The organism is Streptomyces sp. NPDC017993 (assembly GCF_044328065.1).
In the GTDB taxonomy this organism is placed as follows: Bacteria; Actinomycetota; Actinomycetes; order Streptomycetales; family Streptomycetaceae; genus Streptomyces.
The window spans coordinates 496,730-516,978 of the sequence record NZ_JBIRGO010000005.1 but is presented as its reverse complement, the minus strand read 5'-3'; the positions used below and the strand labels follow the sequence as shown (position 1 = coordinate 516,978).

The 20,249-nt window shown below is 72.0% G+C and carries 21 protein-coding genes; 12 read left to right on the top strand and 9 right to left on the bottom strand.

All coding sequences use genetic code 11. From position 1 onward, the window contains the following. The first annotated feature begins 334 nt into the window (after window positions 1-334). Entirely contained in the window at window positions 335-613 is a 279-nt protein-coding gene (locus ACH4FH_RS11895; protein WP_398555625.1) for a hypothetical protein, read from the top strand. Between the two features lie 96 nt (window positions 614-709). Here ACH4FH_RS11895 and ACH4FH_RS11890 read toward each other — a convergent pair whose 3' ends face one another. After that, complete coding sequence (locus tag ACH4FH_RS11890) at window positions 710-1,447, bottom strand: ferritin-like fold-containing protein (RefSeq protein WP_398555624.1); 738 nt, start codon at window positions 1,445-1,447, stop codon at window positions 710-712. Between the two features lie 529 nt (window positions 1,448-1,976). Between ACH4FH_RS11890 and ACH4FH_RS11885 the strand changes: the two genes are divergently transcribed. The 3 genes from ACH4FH_RS11885 (at window position 1,977) to ACH4FH_RS11875 (ending at window position 5,800) form a co-directional block, all read left to right on the top strand. Continuing rightward, entirely contained in the window at window positions 1,977-4,130 is a 2,154-nt protein-coding gene (locus ACH4FH_RS11885) for a DEAD/DEAH box helicase (RefSeq protein WP_398555623.1), read from the top strand. Between the two features lie 214 nt (window positions 4,131-4,344). Continuing rightward, on the top strand, window positions 4,345-5,211 hold the full coding sequence (locus ACH4FH_RS11880; RefSeq protein ID WP_398555622.1) for an alpha/beta fold hydrolase: 867 nt from the start codon (window positions 4,345-4,347) through the stop codon (window positions 5,209-5,211). A 127-nt stretch (window positions 5,212-5,338) separates the two neighbouring features. Further along, window positions 5,339-5,800 (top strand): SRPBCC domain-containing protein, encoded by a 462-nt coding sequence (locus ACH4FH_RS11875; RefSeq protein ID WP_398555621.1) that lies wholly within the window; start codon window positions 5,339-5,341, stop codon window positions 5,798-5,800. Between the two features lie 34 nt (window positions 5,801-5,834). Here ACH4FH_RS11875 and ACH4FH_RS11870 read toward each other — a convergent pair whose 3' ends face one another. Continuing rightward, window positions 5,835-6,761: an NYN domain-containing protein gene (locus ACH4FH_RS11870; RefSeq protein WP_398555620.1), complete on the bottom strand. Its 927-nt coding sequence runs from the start codon at window positions 6,759-6,761 to the stop codon at window positions 5,835-5,837. Window positions 6,762-6,968: 207 nt separating this feature from the next. Between ACH4FH_RS11870 and ACH4FH_RS11865 the strand changes: the two genes are divergently transcribed. Continuing rightward, window positions 6,969-7,121 carry a hypothetical protein gene (locus tag ACH4FH_RS11865; RefSeq protein ID WP_393896392.1) on the top strand — a complete coding sequence of 51 codons (153 nt, stop codon included), beginning with the start codon at window positions 6,969-6,971 and terminating at the stop codon, window positions 7,119-7,121. Between the two features lie 105 nt (window positions 7,122-7,226). Here the strand turns inward: ACH4FH_RS11865 and ACH4FH_RS11860 are convergent, their stop codons facing one another. The 3 genes from ACH4FH_RS11860 to ACH4FH_RS11850 form a co-directional block, all read right to left on the bottom strand. After that, complete coding sequence (locus tag ACH4FH_RS11860) at window positions 7,227-7,832, bottom strand: MarC family protein (protein ID WP_398555619.1); 606 nt, start codon at window positions 7,830-7,832, stop codon at window positions 7,227-7,229. Between the two features lie 155 nt (window positions 7,833-7,987). Further along, complete coding sequence (locus ACH4FH_RS11855) at window positions 7,988-8,842, bottom strand: PHP domain-containing protein (protein ID WP_398555618.1); 855 nt, start codon at window positions 8,840-8,842, stop codon at window positions 7,988-7,990. A gap of 160 nt (window positions 8,843-9,002) precedes the next feature. After that, window positions 9,003-9,641, bottom strand: coding sequence for a DUF6758 family protein (locus ACH4FH_RS11850; RefSeq protein ID WP_398555617.1), 639 nt, complete (start codon window positions 9,639-9,641; stop codon window positions 9,003-9,005). A gap of 221 nt (window positions 9,642-9,862) precedes the next feature. On the opposite strand from ACH4FH_RS11850, the gene ACH4FH_RS11845 reads away from it, so the two are divergent. Further along, on the top strand, window positions 9,863-11,116 hold the full coding sequence (locus tag ACH4FH_RS11845; RefSeq protein ID WP_398555616.1) for an MFS transporter: 1,254 nt from the start codon (window positions 9,863-9,865) through the stop codon (window positions 11,114-11,116). A 122-nt stretch (window positions 11,117-11,238) separates the two neighbouring features. Here the strand turns inward: ACH4FH_RS11845 and ACH4FH_RS11840 are convergent, their stop codons facing one another. After that, complete coding sequence (locus ACH4FH_RS11840) at window positions 11,239-11,826, bottom strand: suppressor of fused domain protein (protein WP_398555615.1); 588 nt, start codon at window positions 11,824-11,826, stop codon at window positions 11,239-11,241. 446 nt (window positions 11,827-12,272) lie between these two features. Here ACH4FH_RS11840 and ACH4FH_RS11835 point away from each other — a divergent pair, with 446 nt between their 5' ends. The 3 genes from ACH4FH_RS11835 to ACH4FH_RS11825 all read left to right on the top strand — a co-directional run bounded on the left by ACH4FH_RS11835 (window position 12,273) and on the right by ACH4FH_RS11825 (window position 14,644). Further along, window positions 12,273-13,385 (top strand): magnesium and cobalt transport protein CorA, encoded by a 1,113-nt coding sequence (locus tag ACH4FH_RS11835; RefSeq protein WP_398555614.1) that lies wholly within the window; start codon window positions 12,273-12,275, stop codon window positions 13,383-13,385. 78 nt (window positions 13,386-13,463) lie between these two features. Continuing rightward, the gene (locus tag ACH4FH_RS11830; protein ID WP_398555613.1) at window positions 13,464-14,042 is read left to right on the top strand and encodes a hypothetical protein; all 579 of its coding nucleotides are present in this window, start codon (window positions 13,464-13,466) and stop codon (window positions 14,040-14,042) included. Between the two features lie 62 nt (window positions 14,043-14,104). Then, window positions 14,105-14,644 (top strand): hypothetical protein, encoded by a 540-nt coding sequence (locus ACH4FH_RS11825; RefSeq protein ID WP_398555612.1) that lies wholly within the window; start codon window positions 14,105-14,107, stop codon window positions 14,642-14,644. A gap of 73 nt (window positions 14,645-14,717) precedes the next feature. Here ACH4FH_RS11825 and ACH4FH_RS11820 read toward each other — a convergent pair whose 3' ends face one another. Then, window positions 14,718-15,503: a hypothetical protein gene (locus ACH4FH_RS11820; protein WP_398555611.1), complete on the bottom strand. Its 786-nt coding sequence runs from the start codon at window positions 15,501-15,503 to the stop codon at window positions 14,718-14,720. 194 nt (window positions 15,504-15,697) lie between these two features. On the opposite strand from ACH4FH_RS11820, the gene ACH4FH_RS11815 reads away from it, so the two are divergent. Genes ACH4FH_RS11815 through ACH4FH_RS11805 form a run of 3 tightly spaced genes read left to right on the top strand, consistent with a single transcriptional unit; the run spans window position 15,698 to window position 18,782 of the window. After that, window positions 15,698-16,993: a magnesium transporter MgtE N-terminal domain-containing protein gene (locus ACH4FH_RS11815; RefSeq protein ID WP_398555610.1), complete on the top strand. Its 1,296-nt coding sequence runs from the start codon at window positions 15,698-15,700 to the stop codon at window positions 16,991-16,993. Next, complete coding sequence (locus ACH4FH_RS11810) at window positions 16,983-17,564, top strand: DUF1003 domain-containing protein (RefSeq protein WP_393896382.1); 582 nt, start codon at window positions 16,983-16,985, stop codon at window positions 17,562-17,564. Before ACH4FH_RS11815 ends, ACH4FH_RS11810 begins: the two co-directional genes overlap by 11 nt. 42 nt (window positions 17,565-17,606) lie before the next feature. Next, the gene (locus ACH4FH_RS11805) at window positions 17,607-18,782 is read left to right on the top strand and encodes an Mrp/NBP35 family ATP-binding protein (RefSeq protein WP_398555609.1); all 1,176 of its coding nucleotides are present in this window, start codon (window positions 17,607-17,609) and stop codon (window positions 18,780-18,782) included. A gap of 113 nt (window positions 18,783-18,895) precedes the next feature. Here ACH4FH_RS11805 and ACH4FH_RS11800 read toward each other — a convergent pair whose 3' ends face one another. Both ACH4FH_RS11800 and ACH4FH_RS11795 read right to left on the bottom strand, forming a co-directional pair. Beyond that, window positions 18,896-19,543, bottom strand: coding sequence for a hypothetical protein (locus ACH4FH_RS11800; protein WP_398555608.1), 648 nt, complete (start codon window positions 19,541-19,543; stop codon window positions 18,896-18,898). A 117-nt stretch (window positions 19,544-19,660) separates the two neighbouring features. Continuing rightward, window positions 19,661-20,146, bottom strand: a complete 486-nt coding sequence (locus tag ACH4FH_RS11795; RefSeq protein WP_398555607.1) for a sec-independent translocase — start codon at window positions 20,144-20,146, stop codon at window positions 19,661-19,663. Window positions 20,147-20,249 lie beyond the last annotated feature (103 nt).

Below are 20,249 nucleotides of genomic sequence, written 5' to 3'. Positions count from 1 at the left end.
CCGCCGTGGGGGTGGTGGGCCGGGCTTTCAGCGGGGGCCGCCCCGGGGGGCCCCCCCGGGGGCGGGGGGGGGGGGTGCGGGCTTCGGCCCCCGTCCCCCGCCGCTCGCGTCGTTGCCCCTTCTTCCCCTCCCCTTCCCCCGGCCCTCCTCTCCCCGGCCGCATTCCGCTTTCGCCCGGCGCCGGACGACCCAGCTGCCGCCGTTCGTGCCACTCCGGCTGCTCTGATCAGGCAGGGCTTCCCGGTCGGGAGGGTTGCTTGCGACGCCCTCGGGGTACGACCGCCTACGACCGATTTGTTCAACCGATCGGCCTTGTCACGCGGGAGGGAACAGCATGATCTGGGAAGCGCTCGGCGCCGTGATCGTCGGATTCGTCATCGCCCTGTCCGCCACGCGATGGCTGTCCGACCGATTCCCCGCGCGCACCCTGACCCTGGCCACGGGCCCGGTCGCCGCGCTGTTCGGCGCGCTGCTGACCCGCTCGATCCTCGGGCCCGGATACCCCGCCCAGGTGCTGGTCGCCGCGCTCGCCATGAGCGCGGCCCTGCTCTCGGTGCTGCTCCGCCCGGGGCGGAGCGGTTCGACGGCGCTGAAGAGCCACCGCACCGCCTGAGGGCCGCCCTGCGGCCCGCGCCCCACCGGGGCTCCGCAGCGACGAAGGACCGGCGGCCCGCAGGCCGCCGGTCCCTGACGGACGTCGCGCTTGGCGTTACGCCGCGAGCCCGAGCGCCGCCATCCGCTTGGTGTGCGCCTCGGTGATCCGCGAGAACATCCGGCCGACCTCGGCCAGGTCGAAGCCGTCGGCCACCCCGCCGACCAGCATCGTGGAGAGCGAGTCGCGGTCCGCGACGACCCGCTGCGCCTGGGACAGCGCCTCGCCCATCAGCCGCCGCGCCCAGAGCGCGAGCCGCCCGCCGACCCGCGGCTCGGCCTCGATCGCTGCGCGGACCTTCTCGACGGCGAACGACGCGTGGCCGGTGTCGTCCAGGACGGCCAGCACCAGGCCGCGGGTGTCGGAGTCCAGCCGGGCCGCGACCTCGCGGTAGAAGTCACTGGCGATCGAGTCACCGACGTACGCCTTGACCAGGCCCTCCAGCCAGTCCGACGGCGCGGTCTGGCGGTGGAACTCGTCCAGCGCCGCGGCGAACGGCTCCATCGCCTCGTTGGGCTCCGCCTCGATCTGCGCGAGCCGCTCCCGCAGCCGCTCGAAGTGGTGGAACTCGGCCGATGCCATCTTGGCCAGTTCGGCCTTGTCGTCCATCGTCGGTGCGAGCTTGGCGTCCTCGGCCAGCCGCTCGAAGGCGGACAGCTCGCCGTACGCGAGCGCGCCGAGCAGGTCGATCACGGCCGCGCGGTAGTGCGGGTCGGCGGATGCCTGCGCCCAGTCCTGGGCGGCGATCCCGGTGTGTTCTTGCGCGTCAGCAGCGGCGTTGTCAGGCGTCTCCATGACGGGCACAATAGCCCGCTCGGCCGCCGGGGGAAGGCCCTGGTCAGCCACCCAGGCACACCGTACGGACGTCCGGCGTGCCGGGCGCCGCGGCGCCCGGCAGGACGTGAGGAATTCCTCACTCATACAAGCCTTCGGGTGCCGCGCTCCATCCGGGGTACAGTGGTATTGGACCCGCCGAGTATCGGTGGGTCGTTCCACGAATGCGGATGCCCGGTCGGTGGCCCGATCGGCTCCAAACCGACCGCCCTCCCCCGCGGCGCGTACGCCAGACGTACGGACCGCAAGAGGGACACCGCTCGCGGCTGGAGTGCCTGAGCGTTGGCAGTGGTCCCGCGCCATCCGGCTGTATCAAGCCGGCCCCCGTACGAACCCGTACGAAGGTGCGGTACGACCCCCTTCGCCGCCTCACGCCGCGTCTCACAGAAGAGGCAAGATTCTGTCTACGTTCCGAGACCTCGGGATTTTCCCCGAGACCGCCGAAGCCCTTGAGGCCGTCGGCATCGTTTCCCCCTTTCCCATCCAGGAGATGACGCTCCCCGTTGCCCTCTCCGGCAGCGACGTCATCGGCCAGGCCAAGACCGGCACCGGCAAGACCCTGGGCTTCGGCCTGCCGCTGCTGGAGCGCGTCACCGTCCCGGCGGATGTCGAGGTGGGCCGCGCCCGGCCCGAGCAGCTGACCGAGGCGCCCCAGGCCCTCGTCGTCGTACCGACCCGCGAGCTGTGCCAGCAGGTCACCAACGACCTCCTCACGGCGGGCAAGGTGCGTAACGTCCGGGTGCTCGCCATCTACGGCGGCCGTGCCTACGAGCCGCAGGTCGAGGCCCTGAAGAAGGGCGTCGATGTCGTCGTCGGCACCCCCGGCCGGCTGCTCGACCTCGCGGGCCAGAAGAAGCTCAACCTCTCCGAGGTCAAGAGCCTGGTCCTGGACGAGGCCGACGAGATGCTGGACCTGGGCTTCCTGCCCGACGTCGAGCGGATCATCCAGCTGCTGCCGGCCAAGCGGCAGACGATGCTGTTCTCCGCGACGATGCCCGGCCAGGTCATCTCGCTGGCCCGCCGCTACATGTCGCAGCCCACGCACATCCGCGCCGCCGCGCCGGACGACGAGGGCCAGACCGTCGCCAACACCACCCAGCACATCTTCCGCGCCCACTCCATGGACAAGCCGGAGATGGTCTCCCGCATCCTCCAGGCCGACGGCCGCGGACTGGCGATGGTGTTCTGCCGTACGAAGCGCACCGCCGCCGACATCGCCGACCAGCTCGCCAAGCGCGGCTTCGCGTCCGGCGCGGTGCACGGTGACCTCGGCCAGGGCGCCCGCGAGCAGGCGCTGCGCGCCTTCCGCAACGGCAAGGTCGACGTCCTGGTCTGCACCGACGTCGCCGCTCGCGGCATCGACGTCGAGGGTGTGACGCACGTCATCAACTACCAGTCCCCCGAGGACGAGAAGACCTACCTGCACCGCATCGGCCGTACGGGCCGCGCGGGCGCCAAGGGCACCGCCGTCACGCTCGTCGACTGGGACGACATCCCGCGCTGGAAGCTGATCAACAAGGCGCTGGACCTGCCGTTCGACGAGCCGGAGGAGACCTACTCGACCTCCCCGCACCTCTACGAGCTGCTGAAGATCCCGCAGGGCACCAAGGGCGTGCTGCCGCGTGCCGAGCGCACCCGCGCCGGCCTGGCCGCCGAAGAGGTCGAGGATCTGGGCGAGACGGGCGGCCGTGGCCGTGGCGGCCCGCGCAAGGCCGCCGCCGTCGCCGAGGTGGAGGAGCGCCCGGAGCGCACCCGCACCCCGCGCCAGCGCCGCCGCACCCGTGGCGGAACGGCGCTGGACGGCGCGTCCGCCGCCGAGGCCAAGGCCACCGGCTCGCTGGACGCCGCCGAGGGCTCCGAGGGTGCCACCGAGGCACGCCAGCCGCGGCGCCGCCGCCGGACCCGTGGTGCCGCGCAGGGTGGTGCCGGCGCGCCGGCCGCCGTGCAGGCGTCCGAGGTGGCAGGCCCCGTCGCCGACGCCGCCGACGCGGCGGAGGCCCCCGCCAAGCCGCGCCGTCGCCGGACCCGCGCCGCGCGCCCCGAGACGGGCGAGGCGGCCGCGGTCGCCACGGCCGAGGGCACTGCCGTGGCCCCCGAGGCGGTCGCCGCGACGGACGCCGTCGAGGCGCCCGCCAAGCCGCGCCGCCGCACCCGGGGCGCCGCCAACGCCGCCGCGGAGACCGTGGTGGAGAGCGTGCAGGCCGTGGTGGACACCGCTCCGGCCGAGGACGCCGCGCCGGTCAAGCCCAAGCGGACCCGCAAGAGCGCCGCCGCCAAGGCCGCCGAGGCCGCGGTGGACACCGCCGAGGGTGCCGCGCCGGTGAGTGACGAGGCCGCTCCGGCCAAGCCGAAGCGGACGCGTAAGGCCGCCGCGGCCAAGCCGGCCGCCGAGGCCACGGTCGACCCGGCCGAGGACGCCGCGCCGGTCAAGCCCAAGCGCACCCGCAAGAGCACGGCCGCCGCGAAGTCGACGGAGGCCGAGCCCGCCGCGGACGCCCCGGCCAAGCCCAAGCGGACCCGCAAGGCCGCCGCCAAGCCGGCGGCGGACGCGACGGACGCAGCCGCGGTCGAGGGCGAGGCCAAGCCGGTGCGCCGGCGCACCCGCGCCAAGGCGCCGGCCGCCGAGGCCACGCCCGAGAGCTGATCCGGATGCCCCGAACGGCCCGGCCCCGCCTGTTGCGGGGGCCGGGCCGTCGGCGTTTTCGGCTGCGGCGGCCCGTGGTATGAGGTGCGTGCAAGAGCCGCTCCCCCCGGACGGCAGCTCCGCGGACCGCCGGGCCACGGAGCCGCCCGGGGCCGTCTGCCGTAACTGCTGCGCCTGTGCCGCGGCCGCGGGTCCGTCCCGCTAACCTCACCTCATGAGCAGGCCGCCCACTCTCACGTTGCCCCCGTGCGCCCGCGCATACCGACTCGACACCGAGCGCGGTGAGTTCGCGGTCCACGACGCCCGGCCCGCCGGCGCCCCGGTCGGCACCGCCCTGCTGGTGCCCGGATTCACCGGCAGCAAGGAGGACTTCATCGTCCTCCTCGCTCCGCTCGCCGCCGCCGGATTCCGGGTGGTCGCGGTCGACGGGCGGGGACAGCACGAATCCCCCGGGCCGCGCACCGAATCGGCGTACGCCCAGAAGGAGTTGGCGCTGGACGTCCTCGCCCAGTCACGGGCGCTGGGTGCCGGCGAGGAGACGCCCCTGCATCTGCTGGGGCATTCACTGGGCGGGCTGATCACCCGGGCCGCGGTGCTGCTCGACCCGGCGCCGTTCCGCTCGCTGACCGCGCTCAGTTCGGGTCCGGGCGCCATCGACGGCCCGCAGCAGGGCCGGGTGCAGACGCTGATCGACGCACTCGGCCGGTGGGACATGGAGTCGGTCTGGCAGGCGATGCGGGCACTGGATCCGCCGGAGGCGGCGGATGCCGCGACGCCGCCGGAGATCGGCGAGTTCCTGCACCGCCGTTGGCTCAACACCGTGCCCGAGCAGCTGGTCGTGACCGGCCGGCAGATGATCGAGGAGCCCGACCGGGTGGCCGAGCTGGCGGAGCTGCCGACTGCCACGCACGTCGTCTCCGGCGCCGTGGACTACGCCTGGCCGGTGCCCTCGATGGACGCGATGGCCGAGCGGCTGTCCGCCCGCCGCACGGTGATCGAGGGGGCCGAGCACTCCCCGAACGTCGAGAACCCGCAGGCCACGGCCGAGGCGCTGGTCGGGTTCTGGCGGGAGAACGGGTAGCGGCGGCGGGTGGGCCGAGTGGCCGAGGGCGGCGGTGTCGGGAGGACAGCGGCGCCCGGCTCGGTGAGCATCGAGGGGAGCGGTCCTTCGGGCGGCCGCCCCCCGTTCCCGCATGGAGGGCATGAGCATGACCGAGAATCCGCAGCATGCGGCGCAGGGCATCGCGCTCACCTGCGTCTTCGACGCACGCCGCGACCTGGTGTTCCGGGCCTGGACCACTCCCGAGCACTTCGCCTACTGGTTCGGCGGGGGTCTGGAGGTGCCGGTGGACCGGATGACCATGGACGTCCGGCCGGGTGGCGCCTGGAGCCTGGTCATGCGGGCACCGGACGGCCGCGATCTGCCGTTCTCGGGGGTCTACCAGGAGATCGCGGCACCCGAGCGGCTGGAGTTCACGATCACGGACAGCGCGACGCCGACCGACCTCGAGGACGAGATCGTCCGCGTCACCCTCACCGACCTTCAGGGCCGCACCGAGATGGTGTTCCGCCAGGACGGCGGCAATCTCACCGCCGAGCAGTACAAGCAGGCGGAGGCGGGCTGGGCGGGCTTCTTCGACCGGCTCACCGAGCTGCTCGCCCGGGCCTGAGCCCGGTACGGGCCGCACGGCGGGCATCGCCCGGCTAGTACTGCCCCTGGACGTGCTCCCAGAAGCCGTCCCGCAGGACCCGCCGCAGGTCGGCGTGGCCGCGCAGCGAGTGCCGCAGCAGCGCCTCCGCGGCGGTCAGCAGTTCCTGGTCGACGATGCCGGGCAGATACGGGTGACCTGGCAGCAGCTCGGCGACCCACTCACGGCCGCGTTCGGCCAGCCACTGGGCGGCGATCCGGGCGCCGACGAAGCGCACCTCCTCGCGGGCGGGCGCCGGCCCCTCGCCCGCCGCCGGATCCACGCACTCGACGCCGGGCCGCCGCGTGACGTACGGCTTGCAGAAGTCCAGGTCGAAGGTGCGCTGACTGTCGACCTCCCACAGCAGCGGTTCGGCCTGGTTGCGGCCGCCGACGGCCTCGATGCCCCACAGGTGCACGCGCGCGCCGTAGCCCTGCGCCGCCTCCACCGCGGAGACCAGGTCCTCGTCGCCGCCGATGAGCACCGCGTCGCTGATCGCGCGGTGCCGGGCCAGCGACTCCAGGTCCGTACGGATGAGGGAGTCGACGCCCTTCTGCTGGTTGTTGGCGTTGAGGTTGCCGAGCCTGACCTTCACATCGGGCAGCTCGGCGATCCGCTGCTGCTCCTGGGTGTGGATGCGGCGGCGCGCGCCGTCGTACCAGTAGACCCGCAGCAGCCGGCTGTCGGGGAAGATCATCCGGGCTCGGTCGATGAACGCCTCGATGATGCCCTCGGCGTCCAGGTCGAACGCCCTGCGGTCCTCGGTACCGGTGACCAGCCGTCCGGCCGCGGCGTACACATAGCCCGCGTCCACGAAGGCGGCGTGGGTGGACGGGGTGGTCGCGACCTCGGCGAGGACCCGGGTGAGCAGCTCATTGGTGCGCTCGATGCCGGCCTGCAGCGCGGCGAGGTCTGGGGTGCCCGTGGGCTGGACGTCGTTCATACCGCGTCCATTGTCCGGGCGGTCACTCTGCGGGCACAACCGCTCTCGCTACCGGCGAGTACTTAGACCGTCGAAAATTTTCTTTAGCGTAGGGAATGATTCCTGGGGAACTCCTGTTGTAGCCCTACGGAAGGTCCGGCAGCGAAGCCGGGCAATCCAGATGAAAATAGTTCTCCTCAGGAGGATCACGGACGAAGGGAGAAGCCTGTGCGCTTCGAGATCATGCGTTTGGACGACGTCGATGGCACCGCCGTGGACAGCACCGTCGTGGACGCCGCCTCCGTCAATCGGATCGTGCAGCAGGCCGCATCGATCGGCCAGCGCATCTACATCCGCCCGGCAGAAACCGCCGCTCGCTAGCAACCGCACCGCCGCTCGATGAACAGCTGAGCACAGACGTCGCAGCGCCCCCGTACGAAACACGTCGTACGGGGGCGCTGCGCTGTCCGGGGCCGGGCGCGGACCTCAGGAGCCCTCGATCACCTGGGTGACGCCGTTGATGATCTGCTGCACGGCGAGCGCGGAGAGCATCATGCCCGCCAGCCGGGTCACCAGCACCACGCCGCCGTCCTTGATGACGCGGATGATCACCAGTGAGAACCGCATCACCAGATAGAGCACCACGTGGATCGCGACGATCGCCGTCCAGACCGAGACCTGCGCGGTCACTCCGTGCGCGTGCTGCACGGCCAGGATCACCGACACGATCGCGCCGGGCCCGGCCAGCAGCGGCATCCCCAGCGGCACCAGCGCGACATTGACGTCCTTGGTCTGGGTCGGCTCCTCCGACTTGCCGGTGAGCAGGTCCAGCGCGACCAGCAGGAGCAGCAGGCCACCCGCGATCATCAGCGCGGGTGTCGAGATGTGCAGCCGCCCCAGGATCTGCCGGCCGAAGACGCCGAAGACGGCGATGACGCAGAAGGCGACGGTGGCCGCCTGCCAGGCCATCCGGCGCTGTACCTTGGCCGGCCGGCCGGAGGTCAGGGCCAGGAAGATGGGGGTGATCCCCGGCGGGTCCATGATCACGAAAAGCGTGACGAAGAGAGTACTGAAGACGGCGACGTCGAACACGGTGATGGCCTTGCGAGAGGTGGTACGGGACGAACGGCACAGGGCGCGGCGAGCGCAGGGCCCTGGTGGGGGAAAGAGGACAGCGGGGCGGCGCAGGTCCGGGGCGGACCCCGGCGGGCGCCGGTACAGCCGCGGCGGGGGCTACCGGTCGGGGCTCAGCCGCCCGCGCCGGGGACGGGGAAGGCGCCGGTCGCGCGGCGCACGATCTCCCCGTAGATCTCGGGGTCGGTGGTGTGGTCACCCATGCTGCAGGTCTTGCGACTGCCGTGATAGTCGCTGGAGCCGGTGGTCAGCAGCCCGAGGTCGCCGGCGAGGGCGCGCAGTCGGGTGCGGGTGGGCTCGTCGTGGTCCATGTGGTCGACCTCGATGCCGTCGAGGCCGGCCGTGGCCAGTTCGGCCATCGCGCTCTCCGGTACGCAGACGCCGCGCTTGACGGCCATCGGGTGCGCGAGGACGGTGACCCCGCCCGCGGCCTTGACCAGCCGGATCGCGTCGAACGGATCGAGTTCGTGCTTTTCGACGTACGCCCGGCCGTCGTTGCCCAGCCACTGCGGCGTGAAGGCGTCGGAGACGGAGGCGACCACGCCCAGCTCGACGAGGGCGCTGGCGACGTGCGGGCGCCCCACGGCACCGTCGCCGGCGATCCGCGCCACCTGCTCCCAGGTGATGGGCACCCCCAGCTCGCGCAGCTTGGCGACCATGCCCTGAGCACGCGGGACGCGGTCGTCGCGGACCAGCTCCCGCTCACGGGCCAGCTCGGGCTCCTCGGGGTCGAAGAGGTAGGCGAGCATGTGCAGGCCCACGCCGTCGAGCCGGCAGGAGAGTTCGGCGCCGGTGACCAGGGTCAGCCCGGCGGGCAGCGCCGCGCGCGCCTCGGCGTGGCCGCCGACGGTGTCGTGGTCGGTCAGTGCGACGACGTCCAGGCCGCCGGCCGCGGCGTTGCGCACGAGTTCGGCGGGGGTGTCCGTACCGTCCGATGCCGTGGAGTGGGTGTGCAGATCGATGCGCACGACGCGAACTCCAGACCTGGTGCGGGACGGGCGGGCGACACGTGGCCTGAGGGCAGGGACGCCGTAGGGGGACGTCAGAAGGATACCGGCCGGGTGCGCGTGTCCTCGTCGGGCGGGAGGGCGGCCCCACCCCGGCGGATGCCCCGCGGGGGTACCGCGGTCAGTTCAGGATCCGCGGCGAGAGCGCCCCGCACGGCAGCAGGTCCACCTCGGCGCCCGCCTCCCGCAGATCGGTCAGCACCAGCTCGTCGTACATCAGCAGGGCGGACTGCTCCGGCCAGGCGATCGCCCACAGCCACAGGCCGCGCGCCTCGCCCGCGAAGACCGCCCGGTCCGGGGGCGCGCCGTCGACGTGCCACATCGCGGTCGGGCGTCCTGCGGCCAGCACCTTGGCGTGCGCCGGCTTGTCCACACACATGGCGGGGCCGGGGTCGGGTCCCTCGATGCCGGCGTAGCGCGCGCCGAGTCCGACGCCCAGCTCCTCGGCGATGAGCAGGAGTTCACCCGGCCCGCCGAGCGGCCCGGGGCCCGAGCAGGCCACCGCGGTCGCCCGTCCGCCGCTGCGCTCGTCACCGGCGCAGGCGACTCCTGTGAACAGCCAGCCGACCGGCAATGGCCATGGCATCCAGACGGGCACCTGGGCCCGGTGCACGACGACGCCGAGCGCCTCGACGCTCGGCGGAACGACCGGCTGGAGTGGGTGCACGGCGCCGTGCACAGCGCACTCCCACGTGTCGTGGAAAAGACCGGGCGCCCGTACCCGGCCACCGCACTTCGGGCAACTGGGTTCGCCCCTCATAGGGCCCAACGGTCCTCCAGCGCCGCCCTCGCGTCAAGGACGATCACCCGTCCGATGTGCCTGATATCACGCCCCGCGCAGATCAAGGCGGCATTTTCGGCCGTCATGTAGTTGTAACTTGCACTCTTTAGTCCAGCTAACTTATTGTGTGTATACATCAACGATCTCCGGGCCGCTCGCCCGGAGACACGAAGCCCGGCAACGGGAAGGGGACCCGCAGCATGACGAGCAGCAGCCGCGGCGGCACCGAGGACGATCCCTTCGGGGAGGGCGGAACATCCCTCCTGCGCCAGCCCAAGGCCGTCTGGGCCACGGCCGGCGCCTCGGTCGTCGCCTTCATGGGTATCGGCCTGGTCGACCCGATCCTGCCCTCGATCGCCCAGGGCCTCCACGCCTCGAACAGCCAGGTCTCCCTGCTGTTCACCTCCTACTTCCTGATCACCGCCGTGGCGATGCTGATCACCGGCTTCGTCTCCAGCCGCATCGGCGGCCGCAAGACCCTGCTGGCCGGCCTCGCGCTGGTCGTGGTCTTCGCGGCGCTCTCCGGGATGTCGGGGTCGGTCGGCGAACTGGTCGGCTTCCGCGCCGGCTGGGGCCTGGGCAACGCACTGTTCGTCTCCACCTCGCTCGCCGTGATCGTCGGCGCCGCGGCGGGCGGCAGCGCGGCAGCGATCCTGCTGTACGAGTCCGCGCTGGGCCTGGGCATGGCCTGCGGCCCCCTGCTGGGCGCGATCCTGGGGGACCTGAAGTGGCGCTACCCGTTCTTCGGGACCGCCGTCCTGATGGCCGTCGGCTTCCTCGCGATCACGGCCTTCCTCAAGGAGCAGCCCAAGCCGGCCCGCAAGACCTCACTGCTCGACCCGGTCAAGGCGCTCGGTCACGGCGGGCTGGCGTCCGCCGCCGTCTCGGCGTTCTTCTACAACTACGCGTTCTTCACGGTGCTGGCCTTCACGCCGTTCGTGCTGAACATGTCGCCCTACAAGTCGGGCGGCGTCTTCTTCGCCTGGGGTGTCCTGCTCGCGGTCTTCTCGGTGCTCGTCGCGCCCCGTCTCCAGCGCCGCTTCGGCTCGCTGAAGGTGCTGGGCGGCTCACTCGTCCTGCTCGCCGTCGACCTGCTGGTCCTGGGCTACGGCGACCACACCACCGCGATCGTCTGCACGGTCCTCTCGGGCGCCTTCATCGGCCTGAACAACACCGTCTTCACCGAGCTGGCGCTGGGCGTGTCGGACGCGCCGCGCCCGGTGGCGAGCGCGGGCTACAACTTCGTGCGGTGGTTCGCGGCGGCCGCCGCGCCGTTCCTCGCGCCGAAGATCGAGGAGTGGACCGACATCCACATCCCGTTCGTGGTCGCCGCCCTCGCGGCGGTGATCGGCGCGGCTATCGTCGCCGTCCGCCGCCGGGCGCTGACCCTGCGGGCCGAGGAACTGGAGCCCCGGCACGCCACGGAGGACGGCGTCACCGTCTTCGCCAACTGACACCCGCCGCCGCACGCACGGCCGTGCACCCCGCCCCGGCGCGGCCACGGCCGTCGCCTGCGAGCGGCGGCCTCCGAGGTGGGACGTGACATCGAGCACCCCGGCGCAGCCGTTGCGGGCACTCAGTCGTCGAGCGGCACGCCCTTGCGCAGCGGGTCGCGCAGGTCCGTGCCGTGCTTCAGCCAGCGCTCCTCCAGCGCCTCGGCACCGTGCACCCGCTTCCAGGCGGCTTCGTTGGGCGTCATCGGCAGCAGCGGCAGAAAGCGGACCGGCTCCAGCGGCTCGTCCAGATCGAGGTCCTCGACCAGTCCGCCGGGCGCGGTGACCAGCACCGAGGTGGAGGCGGCCCCCGGCCACAGCGGCTCACCCACGTCCAGCGAGGCGCCAGGCGCCACGATCAGCCCTTCGACCTGCGGAGACGCGGCGAGTACGGCGAGCGGCCGCAGCACCTTGTCGGTCTCCGCGTGGCCGGGTCGTACGGACAGCACGAGTTCGGCGCGGGGGCCGCGCAGCGGGTCCGCGAGGACGGCCGTGGGGTCGGCCATGGGGTGGGCCGACATCCCGAGTGTGGCGTAGCGGACGACCCCGTCGCCGACGAAGCGGAGCACCTCGATACGGTCGGTACCGAGGAACGTGACGGCGGCGCGCGCGTCCGGCTCACCCAGGGCCGTACGCAACCGGGCTTCGACCAGCTCAAGAACGTCAGACATGCCGCGAGCATAAGACGCGTCGAGAACAGGTAAAGCGGCACCGTAACGCTTCAGGCGGCTGATAGCCTTGCCGTCTGGCTCAGGGAATGACGTCGTCCCCCAACGGGGACCGGCCGGAGGAGGTGGGGCTGCGGTGGATCCGAGTCGACCGTGCAGTACCGATAGTTCTCCTGTCATCCCCCTCGCGCAGCGAATCTCCTGATCCGAGAGCTTCCGTACCCCGCCGCTCAGCGGCGAAACCCGTGAAGTGCCTTTGCGCCGGATGTAGATGACGGAAGAGCGCCTTCGACTCTTTGTTCTGTTTTCTGCGAACTGCCGTCAGCACCACCGCACGGAGCGCCGCCCGCTTTGCGGACGTACGGCCGATGACGCCTCGTACGTCCACGTTCCGGGCAGCGTTGCCTCCCCGCGCCCTGGCTGACGGCCGGCCCGTGAAGGAGCCTGCCATGTCGATGATCCGCGACCTGCGCGCCGCCGTCCGCCCGTCCCGGCGCCGCGACGACTCCCCGTACAGCTACCCCGCGACCACCTCCGCCTGCGCGAACAGCGCCATCGTGGACTGCGGCGTCTACCGCGAGGGCCGCCGGGTGCGCGAGCACCTCGCCCCGGCCGACGCGATGGCGAGCGTGCGCGCCGACGGCGGTTTCGCCTGGATCGGCCTGCACGAGCCGACCGAGGCCGAATTCGCCGGTATCGCCCAGGAGTTCGGCCTCCACCCGCTGGCCGTGGAGGACGCCGTCCACGCCCACCAGCGGCCCAAGCTGGAGCGCTACGACGACACCCTCTTCACCGTCTTCAAGACCGTCCACTACGTCGAGCACGCCGAGCTGACCGCGACCAGCGAGGTGGTGGAGACCGGCGAGGTGATGTGCTTCACCGGCCGGGACTTCATCGTGACGGTCCGGCACGGCGGTCAGGGCTCCCTGCGCGCACTGCGCCACCGCCTCCAGGACGACCCGGAACTGCTGGCCAAGGGCCCGTCGGCCGTACTGCACGCCATCGCCGACCAGGTGGTCGACGGCTACATCGCGGTGGCCGGAGCGGTCCAGGACGACATCGACGAGGTGGAGATCGACGTCTTCAGCTCGGGCACCAACGGCAAGGGCTCGGCCAAGGGCGGCGACGCCGGGCGGATCTACCAACTCAAGCGCGAGGTGCTGGAGTTCAAGCGTGCGGTGTCGCCGCTGCTGCGGCCGATGCAGCTGCTGAGCGAGCGTCCGATGCGGCTGGTCGACGCCGACATCCAGAAGTACTTCCGGGACGTCGCCGACCACCTGGCGCGGGTCAACGAACAGGTGCTGTCCTTCGACGACCTGCTCAACTCCATCCTCCAGGCCAACCTCGCGCAGGCGACCGTCGCGCAGAACGAGGACATGCGCAAGATCACGTCCTGGGCGGCGATCTTCGCGGTGCCGACGATGATCGCCGGCATCTACGGCATGAACTTCGAGTACATGCCGGAACTGCACTGGAAGTTCGGCTATCCGGCCGTCCTGCTGGCCACCGTCGCGATCTGCTTCGGCATCCACCGCGGCTTCAAGCGCAACGGTTGGCTCTGACCCCGTACAGCCGCTGCGCCACCGCCCCCTGAGGAGACGTCAGGGGGCGGTGCGCAGCCCGCGTGCCATCCTCCCCCCATGGACAGCACAGAGAGCCTCGACGGCCGGTACGACGACGCGGCTGCGCCCACGGCCGCGCCTGCCACGCCCGCCGAGTGGGACGCCTTGATCGGCGAGTGGGACGAGATCCACCACGGCTACCACCTCGGCGACGCCCCCGCGGCGGTCCTGGAATGCGCACGCCACCTCGAAGCGAGCGTCGCGACCGGCGGCCCGGAGACCGCCCTGTGGACGCTCGGGCTGCTGCTCATCGGCCCGTACGTGGTCTACGCCCGCCCTGACGCGACGGCCGAGGCCCGGGTGAGGGATGTGCTGGCCGGGGTCGGCCGCGCCCTGGGGGACGCCCCGTGCGACCACCCTGCTCATCCGTGCGACGACGGGCCGCCGGGCTCCGAGCTCGACGCCTTCCGCCGGGTGCTGGAGATGCTGGCCCACCCCGAGCGGGACCCCGCCCATGAGACGGAGGTGGCGGCGGAGAAGGCCGAGGAGGACCCGGACGACGAGTGGCTGGCCTCTTGGTACGAAGGCCGGCTCACCCGCGACGTATGGGCCTGCCCGCAGAACCTCGCCGGCCTCGCCCGCTCCTTCGCGTCCTGAGTATCCGGGAGCGCCAGGACCGCCCCCGGGGCGTCCCGGCCCCGCCCATTAGGCTGAGCCGTATGACGGAGACCGTGTCGCAGGCCCTGCAGGATCGGGCGCTCATCGAAGAGGCCACGAAGAAGTCCGGCCTCATCTGGGTGCGGGGGACGACGGGCCCGGCGCGTGCTCTGTGGCACGTGTGGGTCGACGGCGCCGCCTGCCTCATCGGCGACGGAGAGGGTGAGCAGCCCCTCGCCGACCTCGGCCTCACCGACGGGGGCACCGCCACCGTCACCGTGCGCAGCAAGGACAAGGGCGGCCGACTGGTCGCCTGGCAGGCCCGGGTCGTCGAACCGGCGCCGGAGAGCGAAACGTGGTCGGCCGCCGTCGGTGAACTGAAGGGCAAGCGGCTCAACGCACCGGACGCGGAGACCCTCACCCAGCGCTGGGCGCGCGAGTGCCGGGTGCTGCGGCTGGAGCCCACCGGAGAGACCGAGCAGCGCCCGGGGGCCATGCCGGACGACGCGCATACGGCCCCGCCGCTGCCGACGCCCGCCATCACCCGGCGCCCCGCCCCCGCCGCACTGCCGAAGCTGCTGCGCCGGGGCCGTAAGGGCTGATCGGGCGGACCCCACGGGGCGGCGGCCGATCGCCGACGCGAACCGTGCGCCCCTTGCCGTTCGCCCGCTGTCGTCAGCCGTCGCCGGAGATCCGGTGGCCGTAGTCGACGACCTGGTCCTTGGCCGGGGCCCGGAGCGGCACGCTCTTGCCCCAGTCGGCGAGCCGGACCACGCCCGCGCCGCCCGCCCGGTGGAGCCGCAGCGGATACGGCGTGCCCTCCAGGGAGACGTCCAGGGTGCCGCCGGAGCCCGCGGCGGCGGACAGCCGGATGGCGCGGACGCCGTCGATGTCGGTGTGCTCACCCGTCGTCAGCTTGCCCCGGAGTCCGAGCAGGCTGCTCAGCAGCATGTCCTTGTCCGTGAAGCCGCTGAAGCGCTTGTAGACGGGATCGGCGGCGGGCACCTTGACGTACTTGCCGCCGAGTTTGGCCGCCGCGGCGGCGTCGGGGGTGCCGGCCTTGGCGTTCTTCTCGCCGGCCCAGAAAGCGGCGTCCGCCTTCAGATAGAGCGCGTCGCCGACCCGCAGCAGCGAGAACGCCGCCGCCTTCGTCGTCAGTTCGCCCTTGGCGCCGTCCTTCGCGAGACGCATGTCGAGCTTGAAGGTGCGGCCCTGGCTCACGACGTTGCCGGACAGCCGGACCGTGTCGGCGCGCTCGGCGGCCGCCCGCGCCTTGGCCTCGACCTTCGCGGCGGGCAGCTTTCCCATCCCGTTGGTGCCGGCGTCCGGGTCCTCCTCGGCCCCGCAACCCGCCAGCGCCGCGGCCAGTCCCGCGCACACCGCCCCCACGAGCGCCGCCCGTCGGGTGCGACGGCGGCCGGCCAGGGGTCGGGGGCTCGTCCCCGAGGGGATTGCAGTCACGTCGGCTCTGCCTCCTGATGCGGTGACCTCGACAGCAGACGGCAGCGTACCTGGGCCGTCGGCGGTTTTCGGCGGCGTGCCCGGCCGGACGCCATACGGCCGTTCCCACCGGGGCGGCGCCGACCGGGGCGCGTTAGCCTGAACCCGGACCGAGGCCATATTCCAGACAGAACGGGAGAAAGGGAGGCCCCTGCATGGCGGTGGTCTTCGTCTCCCACCTCTCCGGCGTCGCCGTCTTCGACCCCAATGGCGACCAGGTCGGCCGCGTCCGCGACCTGGTCGCGATGCGCCGCGTCGGCAACCGCCCGCCGCGCCTGCTCGGCCTCGTCGTCGAGGTGATCAGCAGACGCCGGATCTTCCTGCCCATGACCCGGGTGACGGGCGTGGAGTCCGGCCAGGTCATCAGCACCGGCGTGATCAACATGCGGCGCTTCGAGCAGCGGGCCTCCGAGACCCTGGTGCTCGGCGAGCTGCTGGACCGCCGGGTGCGGCTGGTCGAGACCGGCGAGGAGGTCACCGTCCTCGACATCGGCATCAGCCAGCTGCCGGCCCGCCGTGACTGGGAGATCGACAAGGTGTTCGTCCGCAAGGGCAAGGGCGGGGCCCTGCGCCGCAAGGGCGAGACGCTGACCGTGGAGTGGTCGGCGGTGACCGGCTTCGCGCTGGAGGAACACGGGCAGGGCGCGGAGAACCTGCTCGCCACCTTCGAGCAGCTGCGGCCCGCCGACCTCGCCGGCGTACTGCACCACCTCTCCGCCAAGCGGCGCGCCGAGGTCGCCGCGGCGCTCGCCGACGACCGGCTCGCGGACGTCCTGGAGGAGCTGCCGGAGGACGACCAGATCGAGATCATCGGCAAGCTCCAGGACGAACGGGCCGCCGACGTCCTGGAGGCGATGGACCCCGACGACGCCGCCGACCTGCTCTCGGAGCTGCCCGAGGAGGAGAAGGAGCGGCTGCTGGCCCTCATGCGGCCCGAGGAGGCCGCCGACGTCCGCCGGCTGATGTCGTACGAGGAGCGCACCGCGGGCGGCCTGATGACCACCGAGCCGATCGTGCTGCGCCCGGACGCGACCGTCGCGGACGCGCTGGCCCGGGTCCGCGACCCGGACCTCTCCCCCGCGCTGGCCGCGCAGGTCTACGTCTGCCGGCCGCCCGACGAGACCCCCACCGGGAAGTACCTGGGTCTGGTGCACTTTCAGCGGCTGCTGCGGGACCCGCCGTTCACCCTCGTCAGCTCGATCGTCGACACCGATCTGCCGCCGCTGCCCCCGGACACCCCGCTGCCCGAACTGACCAGCTATCTGGCGACGTACAACATGGTCGCCGCGCCCGTCGTCGACGAGGGCGGCGCGCTGCTCGGCGCGGTCACCGTCGACGACGTGCTGGATCACCTGCTGCCGGACGACTGGCGCGAGACGGAGATGCACGGCGAGTCGGCGACCGGCGTGAGCGGCGAGGCGTATCTCAGGGAGGCCGGAGATGGGCGCTGAGGAGCGGGAGAGCGCCAAGGAGCGCTCACGGGTCCACGGGGCCTCCGCGGTCCGGCGGGGCGCCCCTGAGCGGCCCCGGGTGCGGCTGGACCAGCCGCGGGCGCCGCGCCGTACGTTCTGGCCGGAGTACGACCCGGAGGCCTTCGGGCGGCTGTCGGAGAAGATCGCCCGCTTCCTGGGGACCGGCCGGTTCATCGTCTGGATGACGGTCATCATCATCCTGTGGATCATCTGGAACGTGGGCGCGCCCAGCGGGTGGAGGTTCGACGAGTACCCCTTCATCTTCCTGACCCTGATGCTGTCGCTGCAGGCCTCCTACGCGGCGCCGCTGATCCTGCTGGCCCAGAACCGGCAGGACGACCGGGACCGGGTCACCCACGAACAGGACCGCAAGCAGAACGAGCGCTCCATCGCCGACACCGAGTACCTGACACGGGAGATCGCCGCGCTGCGGCTGGGCCTGGGCGAGGTCGCCACCCGCGACTGGATCCGCTCTGAGCTGGCCGACATCATGAAGGAACTGGAGCTGCGCCAGATGGTCGACGCGGAGAGTGACGAACGCGACCGCTGACGGCCTTTCCGGAGGCCCACTCCAGCGCCGTACCATCGGTGCATGGCTACCGACACGCCCACAGGCTCCGCGTCGAGTGCGTCCGCTCCCGGCGAAGACGCCGTCCGCGCCGCCCTCGCTACGGTCAACGACCCCGAGATCCACCGCCCCATCACCGACCTGGGGATGGTCAAATCGGTGGAGATCGCGGCGGACGGCGCGGTCACGGTCGCGGTTTATCTGACCGTCTCCGGATGCCCGATGCGCGAGACCATCACCACCAACGTGCGCGAGGCGGTCGAGGGCGTCGAGGGCGTTACCGGCGTCACCGTCGAGCTGGACGTGATGAGCGACGAGCAGCGGCGCGAGCTGGCGAGCTCGCTGCGCGGCGGTACCCCCGAGCGTGAGGTGCCGTTCGCCCAGCCCGGCTCGCTGACCCGGGTCTACGCCGTGGCCTCCGGCAAGGGCGGCGTCGGCAAGTCGTCGGTGACGGTCAACCTCGCCGCGGCGATGGCGGCGGACGGCCTCAAGGTCGGTGTCGTGGACGCCGACATCTACGGCCACTCCGTGCCCCGCATGCTGGGCGCCTACGGCAAGCCCACCCAGGTCGAGAACATGATCATGCCGCCGTCGGCGAACGGCGTGAAGGTCATCTCGATCGGCATGTTCACCCCCGGCAACGCCCCCGTCGTCTGGCGCGGCCCGATGCTGCACCGCGCGCTGCAGCAGTTCCTCGCCGACGTCTACTGGGGCGACCTGGACGTCCTCCTGCTGGACCTGCCCCCGGGCACCGGCGACATCGCCATCTCGGTGGCGCAGCTGGTGCCGAACGCCGAGATCCTCGTGGTCACCACGCCGCAGCAGGCCGCGGCCGAGGTCGCCGAGCGGGCCGGCTCGATCGCCGTGCAGACCCACCAGAAGATCGTCGGCGTGGTCGAGAACATGTCCGGGCTGCCCTGCCCGCACTGCGACGAGATGGTCGACGTCTTCGGCACCGGCGGCGGCGAGCGGGTCGCCGAGGGGCTGACGAAGACCACCGGCACCCAGGTCCCGGTGCTCGGCTCGATCCCGATCGACGTGCGGCTCCGCGAGGGCGGCGACGAGGGCAAGCCGGTCGTCCTGACCGACCCCGACTCCCCCGCGGGCGCCGCCATCCGCGCCATCGCCGGCAAGCTGGGCGGCCGTCAGCGCGGCCTGCAGGGCATGGCCCTGGGCATCACCCCGCGCAACAAGTTCTGAGCGGTCCGGCGGCGGGGCATGTGCTCCCGCCGCCGGGACGGTGAAGGGGCGGACCCGCTGCCGGGTCCGCCCCTTCACCGTGTGCGCGGGCTACCGGTGCCCGCCCGCGCCGCTCAGCCCTCGTATGCGGCGAGGTCCTGGATCACCGAGAAGGCCACGCCGTACGCGCTCATCCCGCGCCCGTAGGCACCGATGTGTACGCCGTCGGAACCTTCGCTCGCGGAGCCGGCCAGCACCCAGCCGTACTCGGACTCGCGGTAGCGGAACGGTGTCGGCACGCCGTCGACCGGCAGTATCAACTCGCTCCAGCTCTCGCCGTCGAGATCGTCCGCCAGCTCCCAGGCGATCATCGTCTGCTGGTCCAGCCAGTCGTCGCGCAGTGTGCGGTCCATCTGCGTCGGCCAGGTCTGCGCGAGCAGCCCGGACCCGGCGAGCCAGGCCGCCGTCGAGATCGAGGTGGCGTCCAGGACGCCGGTGCCGTCGGCACTGCGCCGTACCGGGCGGCTGGCGACGGTCACGACGACCGCGAACCGCTCGGTCTCCTTCGTCGTTTCCACCCTTATGGTGGGCGTCTCGCCGTGCCCGGTCGCACCGTGCTCCACGGTGCCGTCCGCGGCCACGCCGACCCGCATCAGCCAGCGTGGTCCGGTGAACGCCTCATCGAGGCCGTACCACGGGAACGCGGCCAGCAGATAGCCGTCGACCTTCCGGTCGACGTCGGCGGACACCGCTTGTCCCGCTGTCCGACTCGTCGTCTCCATCTGCGCGGAGCCTCCTTGTTGCCCTGCGTCGTGGGCGGCCCGCCCCCCTCAGGCGACCTCACCCCGGACACCGGGAGCATAGCCATACGGGTCAACACAGCCGGGCATACGGGAGTATCAGGTGGCGTCGGCGTCGAAAGGCGGACGCTCTCCCTGATCCACTCCAGTGCTCTTTTTGACCATGTCAGGGCCACCGGAGGCAGCGGCGGGGGCTTCCTTGGACAGATTCGGACCTGCGCCATTCGAGGGCGCGGCGGACGCGTCGCCGTCCCGGCTGTGCACGGCGTCGGTGACCTCGGCCATCTCCTTCTTCAGGTCGAAGCCGTTGCGGATCTCCTGAAGGTCCTTGAGGCCGTACTCGTCCTTCTCCAGGACGTGCTTGCGCACGAAGTTCTTGGGCTTGAGGTCGTCGAACTCGAAGTCCTTGAAATCCGGGCCGAGCTCGCTGCGGATGTCTTCCTTGGCGCTGTCGGAGAAGGCCCGCACCTTGCGGATGAAGCCCGTCACGTCCTGAATGACCTTGGGCAGTTTGTCCGGGCCGAAGACGAGCACCGCAAGGATCACGAGCGCTACCAGCTCGAGGGGTCCTATGTCGAAGAACACCTTGCAGCTCCTTGGGGTATCGCGGCCTCGGGGGCCCGGAGGCCAGGCCGTCTCTCACGGTACCTGGCCCGTCGCCCCGGGCGGGAGTCACCCGCACCAACAC